The 11649-nt window shown below is 56.7% G+C and carries 10 protein-coding genes; 6 read left to right on the top strand and 4 right to left on the bottom strand.

Annotated features, from left to right (window positions below; translation table 11 throughout):
- Positions 1-95 precede the first annotated feature (95 nt).
- Positions 96-818, top strand: a complete 723-nt coding sequence (locus tag GH769_RS24845) for a response regulator transcription factor (RefSeq protein ID WP_014716281.1) — start codon at positions 96-98, stop codon at positions 816-818.
- 105 nt (positions 819-923) lie between these two features.
- Here the strand turns inward: GH769_RS24845 and gyrB are convergent, their stop codons facing one another.
- The 4 genes from gyrB to dnaA are packed head-to-tail and all read right to left on the bottom strand — an operon-like array spanning position 924 to position 7132.
- A complete protein-coding gene (gene gyrB / locus GH769_RS24840) occupies positions 924-3341 on the bottom strand; it encodes a DNA topoisomerase (ATP-hydrolyzing) subunit B (RefSeq protein WP_032901523.1) in 2418 nt (805 codons plus the stop codon).
- 4 nt (positions 3342-3345) lie between these two features.
- Complete coding sequence (recF, locus tag GH769_RS24835; protein ID WP_003187251.1) at positions 3346-4449, bottom strand: DNA replication/repair protein RecF; 1104 nt, start codon at positions 4447-4449, stop codon at positions 3346-3348.
- A 20-nt stretch (positions 4450-4469) separates the two neighbouring features.
- Positions 4470-5573, bottom strand: coding sequence for a DNA polymerase III subunit beta (gene dnaN, locus GH769_RS24830; RefSeq protein ID WP_003187250.1), 1104 nt, complete (start codon positions 5571-5573; stop codon positions 4470-4472).
- 38 nt (positions 5574-5611) lie between these two features.
- Positions 5612-7132, bottom strand: coding sequence for a chromosomal replication initiator protein DnaA (dnaA, locus tag GH769_RS24825; RefSeq protein ID WP_032901521.1), 1521 nt, complete (start codon positions 7130-7132; stop codon positions 5612-5614).
- Positions 7133-7717: 585 nt separating this feature from the next.
- Here dnaA and rpmH point away from each other — a divergent pair.
- The 5 genes from rpmH to mnmE all read left to right on the top strand — a co-directional run bounded on the left by rpmH (position 7718) and on the right by mnmE (position 11646).
- The gene (rpmH, locus tag GH769_RS24820) at positions 7718-7852 is read left to right on the top strand and encodes a 50S ribosomal protein L34 (protein ID WP_003213577.1); all 135 of its coding nucleotides are present in this window, start codon (positions 7718-7720) and stop codon (positions 7850-7852) included.
- 13 nt (positions 7853-7865) lie between these two features.
- Positions 7866-8273, top strand: coding sequence for a ribonuclease P protein component (rnpA, locus tag GH769_RS24815; protein ID WP_020302575.1), 408 nt, complete (start codon positions 7866-7868; stop codon positions 8271-8273).
- On the top strand, positions 8266-8511 hold the full coding sequence (gene yidD / locus GH769_RS24810) for a membrane protein insertion efficiency factor YidD (protein ID WP_019816912.1): 246 nt from the start codon (positions 8266-8268) through the stop codon (positions 8509-8511). Before rnpA ends, yidD begins: the two co-directional genes overlap by 8 nt.
- 2 nt (positions 8512-8513) lie before the next feature.
- Positions 8514-10196, top strand: a complete 1683-nt coding sequence (gene yidC / locus GH769_RS24805; protein ID WP_014720596.1) for a membrane protein insertase YidC — start codon at positions 8514-8516, stop codon at positions 10194-10196.
- Positions 10197-10275: 79 nt separating this feature from the next.
- Positions 10276-11646, top strand: coding sequence for a tRNA uridine-5-carboxymethylaminomethyl(34) synthesis GTPase MnmE (gene mnmE / locus GH769_RS24800; RefSeq protein WP_014720595.1), 1371 nt, complete (start codon positions 10276-10278; stop codon positions 11644-11646).
- The last annotated feature ends 3 nt before the right edge of the window (positions 11647-11649 follow it).

Here is an 11649-nt window from a genome sequence, read left to right as displayed (position 1 = left end):
AATCCGTCCATAATTATTCAGATTCATAGGCCGGCATTTGTACAGCATGTGCCCCCCATTCAAGCTCTCGTATTTTTGTAGGAAGGACCCCGCCCATGCGTGTCGCAATACTGGATGACGAACCCGCAGAGTTGCGACGGGTGGAACAGACACTGCGACAGATTCCCGGTCCGGCTGAACAGCCCTGGTCCCTGCATTTTTTTGAACGTGGCGAAGACCTGCTACGCCAGCTACGTCGGGAAACCTTTGACCTGCTGATCCTCGACTGGCAACTGCCGGATATCTCCGGGATCGCGTTATTGCGCTGGACCCGCGAGCACATGGAGTCGCCTCCCGCCGTTATCATGCTCACCAGTCGCGATGCCGAAAGCGATATCGTGACGGCGTTGAACAGCGGGGCGGACGACTATGTCAGCAAGCCGTTTCGGCCCAACGAACTCAAAGCCCGAGTCAGCGCCGTGCTGCGGCGCCACGGTTTGCAAAAGTCGGCTACCCAGGAAGTGCAGAGCTTTAACGATCTGACGTTCGACGATGCCGAACTGACCGTCACCCGAGCGGGCAAGCCCATTAACCTGACAGAACGGGAATACCGTTTGGCAAGTTGTCTATTTGCCAACCTGGCCCGGCCGTTGTCTCGCGAGTATCTCTATGAGCGGTTCTGGAGCCACGAAGAAATGGTGTCGTCGCGGCCGTTGGACACGCATATCTACCGCCTGCGCAACAAGCTAGGGCTGACCGCGGATCGCGGTTGGCAGCTGTTGACGATCTATGGGTACGGGTATCGGTTGGAGAGTGTGACACCCGCTGTGGAAAGTTAAATAGCCTGATGTTCCACGTGGAGCATTTAAAAAATGCGCGACTACGAACCAACAAAAAAGGCCAACGCTAAGCGTTGGCCTTTTGTTTTTAGCAGATGTTCCTGATCAGAAGTCCAGGTTAGACACCGCCAAGGCATTGCTCTCGATGAAATCACGACGAGGCTCGACCGCATCACCCATCAGGGTGTTGAAGATCTGGTCGGCGCCAATGGCGTCTTCGATGGTCACGCGCAGCATGCGACGTTGAGCAGGGTCCATGGTGGTTTCCCACAGCTGATCCGGGTTCATCTCGCCCAGACCTTTATAGCGCTGGATGGTATGACGCTTGGTGCTTTCCGCCATCAACCAGTCCAAGGCTTCCTTGAACTCCTTGACCTGCTTCTTGCGTTCGCCACGCTGAATGTAAGCACCGTCGTCCAGCAGGGTGCTCAATTGCGCGCCGAGGGTAACCACGGTCTTGTAGTCGTTGCTACCGAAGAAGTCGCGGTTGAAGGTGACGTAATTGGACAGGCCGTGGGAGATCAGTTCGACCTCTGGCAGCCATACGTTACGTTCACGGTCCTCACGCAGGCTGGCTTTGTACACCAGACCAGACTTCTCCACAGTACGCAGGCGCACTTCGTATTGGGCCAGCCAATCCTGCATGGCGGCGTGATCGCCCAACTGCTCCAGGCTCACGGCCGGCAGGTAGATGAAGTGCTCGGTCAGCTCCTGAGGGTACAGGCGCGACAAACGCTTGAGTGTCTTCATGACCATGCGGAAGTCGTTGACCAGTCGCTCCAGCGACTCACCGGAGATACCCGGCGCTTCGTCATTCAAGTGCAGGCTGGCATCTTCCAGGGCCGACTGCGTCATGTACTCTTCCATGGCGTCGTCGTCTTTGATGTATTGCTCTTGCTTGCCCTTTTTCACTTTGTACAACGGCGGCTGGGCGATGTAGATGTAGCCACGCTCGATCAGCTCCGGCAACTGACGGAAGAAGAAGGTCAGCAGCAGGGTGCGGATGTGCGAACCGTCGACGTCAGCATCGGTCATGATGATGATGTTGTGGTAACGCAGCTTGTCGATGTTGTACTCATCGCGGCCAATACCGCAGCCCAACGCCGTGATCAAGGTGCCGACTTCCTGGGAGGAAATCATCTTGTCGAAGCGGGCCTTCTCAACGTTGAGGATCTTACCCTTCAACGGCAGGATGGCCTGGGTGCGACGGTTACGACCCTGCTTGGCGGAACCGCCAGCAGAGTCACCTTCCACCAGGTACAGTTCGGAGAGGGCAGGGTCCTTCTCCTGGCAGTCAGCCAGTTTGCCTGGCAGGCCGGCGATATCCAGCGCGCCTTTGCGGCGGGTCATTTCACGGGCCTTCCGCGCGGCTTCACGGGCGCGTGCAGCGTCGATCATCTTGCCGACAACCAGCTTGGCTTCGTTCGGGTTTTCCAACAGGAAGTCGGAGAAGTACTTACCCATTTCCTGTTCAACCGCAGTCTTCACTTCGGAAGACACCAGCTTGTCTTTGGTCTGGGAGCTGAACTTCGGATCCGGTACCTTGACCGAGATGATCGCCGTCAGGCCTTCACGGGCATCGTCACCGGTGGTGGCGACTTTATGTTTCTTCGCCAAGCCTTCCGCTTCGATGTAGGTGTTCAGGTTACGCGTCAGCGCAGAACGGAAACCCACCAGGTGAGTACCGCCATCGCGTTGTGGAATGTTGTTGGTGAAGCACAACAGGTTCTCGTTGAAGCTGTCGTTCCACTGCAGGGCGATTTCCACGCCGATGCCATCTTCACGCTGGATGTTGAAGTGGAACACTTGGTTGACCGCGGTCTTGTTGGTGTTCAGGTATTCAACGAACGCTCGCAGGCCACCTTCATACTTGAACAGCTCTTCCTTGCCGCTGCGCTCATCCTTGAGGACGATGCCGACACCGGAGTTAAGGAAAGACAGTTCGCGAATCCGCTTGGCCAGGATGTCCCAGCTGAAGTGGATGTTTTTGAAGGTTTCTTCCGATGGCTTGAAGTGGATCTGGGTACCGGTGGTTTCACTGTCACCGACGATTCTCATCGGCTCCTGTGGTACGCCGTGGACGTAGGTCTGCTCCCAAATCTTGCCGCTACGGCGGACAGTGAGGATCAGTTCTTCGGACAGGGCGTTCACTACCGACACACCTACACCGTGCAAACCACCGGATACTTTATAGGAGTTGTCGTCGAACTTACCGCCAGCGTGGAGCACGGTCATGATGACCTCTGCCGCCGAAACGCCTTCTTCTTTGTGCACGTCTACCGGGATGCCACGACCGTTGTCACGCACGGTGATGGATTCATCCGGGTGGATGATAATGCTGATGTCGTCGCAGTGACCGGCCAGAGCTTCGTCGATGGAGTTATCGACCACCTCGAACACCATGTGGTGCAGACCGCTACCATCATCGGTGTCGCCAATGTACATACCGGGACGTTTGCGTACGGCATCCAAACCTTTCAGCACTTTAATGCTGGTCGAGTCGTACGTGTTTTCTTCGCTCATGCCTTCACTCCCGATGGTCGTGGGTCTGGGTGATACGGCCTTGTTCCACGTGGAACAAAGCGACTGGCGTTTCCGTCTGCCAGCCTTCCCTCAATAATTCGTGGTCTACACAGGTGATAAACACCTGGCAGCGTAAGTCTTCCAACAAGCGGCATAGCGAGCGGCGGTGCTGCTCGTCGAGTTCTGACGGCAAGTCATCCACCAAATAAATACACTGACCGCGTCGAGCCTGGCTAACCAAATGGCCCTGCGCGATACGCAACGCACAGACCACTAGCTTCTGCTGGCCGCGAGACAAGATATCCGCAGCATTGTGTGCACCTAATCTAAGGCGCAAATCAGCGCGCTGGGGGCCGGCCTGGGTGTGTCCGATTTGCTGATCCCGTTGCAAGGACGTTGCGAGCACTGCACTCAGCTCACGTTCTTTGTCCCAACCCCGGTAATAACTCAGCGTCAGGCCCTCGAGGTCCAACAACTCGCTCAAGGTCTGCTCAAAGACTGGTTTCAAGGCTTTGATATAGGCGCGGCGGTATTCATCTATTTCGTCGCTGGCCAGGCACAGTTCACGGTCCCAGGCTGCTTGCGAAGCGGCGTCAAGTGTACCATGCCGCAGCCATGAGTTCCGCTGCCGCAGGGCCTTCTGCAGCCGCTGCCAAGTGGCCATGAAGCGGGGTTCCACGTGGAACACGCCCCAGTCGAGGAATTGCCGACGGATTTTCGGGGCACCTTCCAGCAATCGAAAGCTGTCGGGGTTGATCAGTTGCAACGGCAGGATCTCTGCCAGTTGCGCTGCGCTGCGCGCATTTTGCCCGTCGATTCGGATCTGAAATTCCCCACCACGATCACGCGATATCCCCAGGCTGCTATGACCGCCCTCAGCCAGTTCCACTTGGCCAAATACGGTACAGGCCAATTGTTCGTACTGAATCACGGGTAACAAACGGGCACTGCGGAAGGAACGCGCAAGCCCCAGCAGATGGATGGCTTCCAGCACACTGGTTTTGCCACTGCCGTTGGCGCCATGGAGGATATTGATGCGGGGAGAAGGGGAGAAGGTCACCGGGTGCAGATTGCGCACCGCGGTGACCGAGACGCGACTGAGGGACATCTAGCTTCTGCTGAGCATGATTACAGGCGCATCGGCATGACAACGTAAGCCGAGTCGTCGTTGTCGGATTCTTGCACCAGGGCGCTGCTGTTGGAGTCCGACAGGATCAGACGAACCTGTTCGGTAGTCATAACACCCAGCACGTCCAACAGGTAGCTCACGTTAAAGCCGATTTCCAGCGATGCGCCGTTGTAGTCGACACCCACTTCTTCTTCCGCCTCTTCCTGTTCCGGGTTGTTGGCCTGGATTTTCAGTTGGCCGTTGGCCAGCTGCAGGCGAATACCACGGTACTTTTCGTTGGACAGAATCGCAGTACGGCTAAAGGCTTCACGCAGAGCCTGACGATCACCGACCACCAGCTTGTCGCCACCTTTAGGCAACACACGCTCGTAGTCCGGGAACTTACCGTCTACCAACTTGGAGGTGAAGGTGAACTCACCGGTGGTCGCGCGAATGTGGTGCTGGCCCAACACGATGCTGACGTTGCCGTCCGGCTCGGTGAGCAAGCGCGCCAGTTCAAGGATACCTTTGCGTGGAACGATTACCTGGTGACGATCCGGCTGACCGATATCGGCACGCATCGAGCACATCGCCAGGCGGTGACCGTCGGTGGCTACAGCACGGATAATGCCTTCCGAGACTTCCAGCAGCATACCGTTGAGGTAGTAACGCACGTCCTGCTGGGCCATTGCGAAGCTGGTGCGCTCGATCAAACGACGCAGCTTGCTTTGCTCCAGGCTGCACGTCAGCGAGCCAGGGCCTTCTTCTACGGTTGGAAAGTCATTGGCCGGCAAGGTCGACAGGGTGAAACGGCTACGGCCTGCCTTGACCACCAACTTCTGCTCATCCACCTTGATGTCGATCAGCGCATCGTTAGGCAGGCTTTTGCAGATATCCATCAGCTTGCGCGCCGGCACGGTGATCTCGCCGGGTTCGGCAGGCTCTTCGAGCTGGACACGACCCACCAGTTCGACTTCCAGGTCGGTACCGGTCAAGGACAACTGTTGCCCCTCGACCACCAGTAATACGTTGGAAAGCACCGGCAAGGTCTGTCGGCGCTCGACGACGCCTGCGACCAGTTGCAGGGGTTTCAACAGGGCTTCGCGTTGAATGGTGAAATGCATGGTCTAGTCCCTTGCCTTAATAAGCTGCGCTGGTGTCATCACGTAGTCAGTGTACGCAGCAGGTTCTTGTAGTCCTCGCGAATATCCGCGTCGGATTCCTTAAGTTCATTGATCTTGCGGCATGCGTGCAAGACCGTGGTGTGGTCGCGTCCGCCAAACACATCACCGATTTCCGGCAGGCTGTGGTTAGTCAACTCCTTGGAGAGGGCCATGGCAACCTGGCGTGGACGTGCTACCGAGCGCGAACGGCGCTTGGACAGCAGGTCGGAAATCTTGATCTTGTAGTACTCGGCCACGGTGCGCTGGATGTTATCCACACTCACCAGCTTGTCCTGCAAGGCCAACAAATCCTTCAAGGACTCGCGAATCAGCTCGATGGTGATATCGCGACCCATGAAGTGCGAGTGGGCGATGACCCGCTTGAGCGCGCCTTCCAGCTCACGCACGTTGGAACGGATGCGTTGGGCGATGAAGAACGCAGCATCGTGAGGCAGATCGACTTTAGCCTGGTCGGCCTTCTTCATCAGGATCGCAACGCGGGTTTCCAGCTCCGGTGGCTCCACGGCAACCGTCAGGCCCCAGCCGAAACGAGACTTCAGACGTTCTTCCAGGCCTTCGATTTCCTTCGGGTAACGGTCACTGGTCAAGATGACCTGCTGGCCACCTTCGAGCAGGGCGTTGAAGGTGTGGAAGAACTCCTCTTGGGAACGTTCCTTGCGGGCAAAGAACTGAATGTCATCGATCAACAAGGCATCAACGGAGCGGTAGAAACGTTTGAACTCGTTGATGGCGTTGAGCTGCAAGGCCTTGACCATGTCGGCCACGAAGCGCTCCGAATGCAGGTAAACCACCTTGGCATTCGGGTTCTTCTTTAATAGGTGGTTACCGACGGCGTGCATCAAGTGCGTCTTACCCAAGCCCACGCCGCCATAAAGGAAGAGCGGGTTGTAACCATGCTTGGGGTTATCGGCGACCTGCCAGGCGGCCGCTCGGGCCAGCTGGTTGGACTTGCCTTCGACAAAGTTCTCGAAGGTAAACGTGCGGTTCAGGTAACTGGTGTGCTTGAGCGCGCCTTCTACCTGCACAGTACGTTGCTCGGAGCGCACGGGCGCCTGTTGAGAGCTGGCACCGGCCATCGGGTCGAAGCTGTCGCGGGACGGCTCTTCATTCTCTGGCGCATTATTTTTGCGCGACGACGGCTTGGACGGCGCAGCTGTCGGTGCAGGTGCTGCGGCGACAGGCGCCACTGCAGCTTGGGCTTGCGACGCGGCGGCGGCCAATGGCGCATTCGGCGCGGCGCGAGGAGCTGAGCTGCGCTTGCTGCCTATTAATAAGGAGAGAGCAGGCGCCAGACCGTTGCCATGTTCGTCGAGCAATTCGAGAACGCGGCCCAGGTACTTCTCGTTGACCCAGTCGAGGACAAAACGATTGGGCGCATAGACACGCAACTCGTCGCCTTCGGCTTCGACCTGTAGCGGACGGATCCAGGTGTTGAATTGCTGGGCAGGCAGCTCATCGCGCAAAAGCTCCACGCACTGCTGCCAAAGTTCCACTGACACGGATATCCCCTAAGTTGAAAGCCGGTGAGGCAAAAACAGCCGCCATTGTAGCGGCCAGCCGTCCACTTATCCACATGTAGGTTGTTCACAGGCCACCCAAAATCAACGCCTTAACCGCAAAAAATGCGACCAGTGGTCTGTGTATAAGCTCTGTGGATAAGCCCACCTAAGCTCGTTGTACAAGTGGGGTCGAAAGTCTGTGGGTAACCGACCTGTGGATAAGTAGCTGTTCCACACACAGCTTATCCGATAGCGCAGCACAGGCAGAGCACCGCTTCTCCCCCGTGTTGTCATTCTCTGTACAACACGTGGAACAAGGGCTCAAGGCAGTTATCCACAGATGATCGCGTCCCTAGCTTTTATAAGCTTTACAGAAAAGCTTTAAATAACTTCCTTCTTTATTTTTATATCTATCGCATGGCAGATGGAAGTCAGACGGGGAGAAGGGCGCCAGGACCCCGTCGACATCTAATTAAAGGAAAAGCTGGTTGGAAATTGACCTAGAGGCTTGCTTTCTCTAGAATCGCCGGTCTCTTAAAACGGGGGCCATTCCGGCCCGTTGTGGACGAACCAGGTAACAACGCCATGAAACGTACTTTCCAACCAAGCACCATCAAACGCGCCCGTACTCACGGCTTCCGTGCTCGCATGGCTACCAAGAACGGCCGTGCTGTCCTGTCGCGTCGCCGCGCCAAAGGTCGTGCGCGTCTGGCAGTTTGATAATCCGGTACTGGTGGTGAGTCAGGACTTCAGTCGGGAAAAGCGTCTGCTAACCCCCCGGCATTTCAAGGCAGTCTTTGACTCCCCCACCGGCAAGGTTCCGGGGAAAAATCTCCTGCTCCTTGCGCGTAACAACGATCTTGATCACCCCCGTCTCGGGTTGGTGATCGGCAAGAAGAGCGTAAAGCTCTCCGTTGAGCGCAATCGCCTCAAGCGTCTGATGCGCGAATCGTTTCGCCTCCACCAGGACACTCTGGTTGGTTGGGATATTGTTATCGTCGCGCGCAAAGGCTTGGGTGATGTAGAAAACCCCGAATTGATTCAGCATTTCGGCAAGCTCTGGAAACGTTTGGCGCGTACCCACAAGCCAGCACCAGCAGTCAGCACCGAAACTGTAGGGGTAGACAGCCTTGATGCGTAAACTGGCAATCGTTCCGATCCAGTTTTATCGCTATGCCATTAGTCCTCTGATGGCCAGCCACTGTCGTTTCTACCCCAGTTGTTCCTGCTACGCGTTAGAGGCCATAGAAAATCATGGTCTTCTGCGCGGTGGCTGGCTGACCTTTCGTCGTTTAGGTCGCTGTCATCCGTGGAATCCCGGTGGTTATGACCCGGTTCCACCTATCCCTACCTCCCGTTCTTCTTCGATGGCCGAGTAATCATGGATATTAAACGCACAATCCTGATCGTCGCCCTGGCAATCGTGTCCTATGTCATGGTCCTTAAATGGAACCAGGACTACGGTCAGGCTGCCCTGCCGACTCAGAATGTTGCTACCAATCAGGCTGCGCCGGCTATTCCGGACACCCCGCTGGGTAACAATGCGTCCGCGAGTGCCGATGTTCCCAGCGCGAATGGCGAGACAAGTGCCCCGTTAGAAACGCCAGTGGTCACCAACAAAGACCTCATCCACGTAAAAACGGATGTGCTCGACCTGGCTATCGACCCACAAGGTGGTGATATCGCACAGCTGAAGCTGCCGCTTTATCCACGTCGCCAAGACCATCCGGATGTGCCGTTCCAACTGTTCGATAACGGCGGTGAACGTACCTATCTGGCGCAAAGCGGCCTGACCGGCACCAATGGTCCGGATGCACGTGCTACCGGTCGTCCGGTTTATTCGACCGAGCAGAAGACTTATCAACTGGCAGACGGCCAGAACCAGTTGAACGTCGACCTGAAATTCAGCCTCGACGGTGTCAACTACATCAAGCGTTTCAGCTTTACCCGCGGTTTGTACGATTTGAAGGTCACTTACCTGATCGACAACACCAGCGACAAAGCCTGGAGCGGCAACCTGTTTGCCCAGCTCAAGCGTGACGCCAGCTCCGATCCGTCTTCCAGCACCGCCACCGGTACCGCCACTTACCTGGGCGCCGCCCTGTGGACAAGTAACGAGCCGTACAAAAAAGTGTCGATGAAAGATATCGACAAGGGCTCGCTGAAAGAAACCGTCCAAGGTGGCTGGGTAGCGTGGCTGCAGCACTATTTCGTGACCGCCTGGATTCCTAACAAGGGTGACGCGAACCTGGTTCAGACCCGCAAGGACAGCCAGGGCAACTACATCATTGGCTTCACTGGCCCGGCGTTGACCGTCGCTCCAGGTGCCAAGGCTGAAACCAGCGCTACCCTGTACGCCGGCCCTAAAAGCCAGGCGGTACTGAAAGAGTTGTCCCCAGGCCTGGAATTGACTGTGGACTACGGCTTCCTGTGGTTCATTGCCCAGCCGATCTTCTGGCTGTTGCAGCATATCCACAGCATCGTCGGTAACTGGGGCTGGTCGATCATCTTTCTGACCATGCTGATCAAAGGGCTTTTCTTCCCTCTGTCGGCAGCCAGCTACAAGTCGATGGCGCGTATGCGCGCCGTGGCCCCGAAACTGGCCGCGCTGAAAGAACAACATGGTGATGACCGGCAGAAAATGTCGCAGGCCATGATGGAGCTGTACAAGAAAGAGAAGATCAACCCGCTGGGTGGATGCTTGCCGATTCTGGTACAGATGCCGGTGTTCCTGTCGCTTTACTGGGTATTGCTGGAAAGCGTTGAAATGCGCCAGGCGCCGTTCATGCTGTGGATAACTGACCTGTCGATCAAAGACCCGTTCTTTATCCTGCCGATCATCATGGGCGCTACCATGTTTATCCAGCAGCGTCTGAACCCAACCCCGCCGGATCCGATGCAGGCCAAGGTAATGAAAATGATGCCAATCATCTTCACCTTCTTCTTCCTGTGGTTCCCTGCTGGCTTGGTACTGTACTGGGTGGTCAACAACGTGTTGTCGATCTCTCAACAGTGGTACATCACACGTAAAATCGAAGCGGCTACCAAAAAAGCCGAGGCGTAATTTACTCTGTGGATAACCACTCAAGACGCCCCCTAGTGGGGCGTTTTGCTTTCCGTCACTTTTGTTCTGGAACCTGCTGATGAGCGCTCCTCGTGAAACCATCGCTGCTGTCGCTACCGCTCAAGGTCGGGGCGGTGTCGGCATCGTTCGAATTTCCGGGCCATTGGCGGGCGTGGCAGCCAAGGCTATCAGCGGCCGGGAGCTGAAACCCCGTTATGCCCATTACGGCCAGTTCCTGGATGCCGACCACAGCGTATTGGACGAGGGGCTGGCCATCTATTTTCCAGGGCCAAACTCGTTCACCGGTGAAGATGTCCTTGAACTACAAGGGCACGGTGGTCCTGTGGTGTTGGACATGCTGCTGCAGCGCTGCTTGCAATTGGGTTGCCGCCTGGCCAGACCCGGGGAATTCAGCGAACGCGCATTCTTGAACGATAAGCTCGACCTGGCCCAGGCCGAAGCTATCGCTGATTTGATCGAAGCCAGTTCTGCACAGGCTGCACGTAACGCGTTGCGCTCATTGCAGGGGGCTTTTTCCCTGCGTGTGCATAATTTGACCGAGCAGTTGATCAGTCTGCGCATCTACGTCGAAGCCGCGATTGATTTTCCGGAAGAAGAAATCGACTTTCTGGCGGATGGCCATGTATTGGCGATGCTGGACAAAGTCCGCGATGAGTTATCCACAGTGCTGCGTGAAGCCGGGCAGGGCGCCTTACTGCGCGATGGTATGACGGTGGTAATTGCCGGCCGGCCCAATGCCGGCAAATCCAGCCTGCTCAATGCTCTTGCAGGGCGCGAGGCGGCCATCGTCACCGAGATCGCCGGCACTACACGGGATATCTTGCGCGAGCATATCCACATCGACGGTATGCCGCTGCACGTGGTCGACACCGCTGGTCTGCGCGACACCGACGACCAGGTGGAAAAGATCGGCGTGGAACGTGCGCTCAAGGCGATCAGCGAAGCCGATCGTGTGTTGCTGGTGGTGGATGCCACTGCACCGGAAGCTGTGGATCCTTTTGCCTTGTGGCCCGAATTCCTTGAACAACGGCCAGACCCGGCCAAAGTCACCTTGATCCGTAACAAGGCCGACCTTACGGGTGAAGCCATCGCCCTGGAAACCAGTGAAGATGGCCACGTCACGATCAGCTTGAGCGCGAAATCGGCCGGTGAGGGTCTGGAATTGCTGCGCGAACACCTTAAAGCCTGCATGGGCTACGAACAGACCTCGGAAAGCAGCTTCAGTGCGCGGCGCAGGCACCTGGAAGCGCTGCGTCATGCCAGCGCGGCCCTGGAGCACGGGCGCGCTCAGTTGACCTTGGCGGGGGCTGGGGAGCTGCTGGCTGAAGATCTGCGTCAGGCGCAGCAGCTGTTGGGTGAAATCACCGGCGCTTTCAGTTCGGATGATTTGCTGGGGCGGATTTTCTCAAGCTTTTGCATTGGCAAGTAACCG

This window comes from Pseudomonas sp. CFSAN084952, assembly GCF_009648855.1.
GTDB classification, from domain to species: Bacteria; Pseudomonadota; Gammaproteobacteria; order Pseudomonadales; family Pseudomonadaceae; genus Aquipseudomonas; species Aquipseudomonas paracarnis.
Note: the sequence above shows the minus strand (reverse complement) of the source record. Positions and strands in the feature narration are given on the sequence as shown.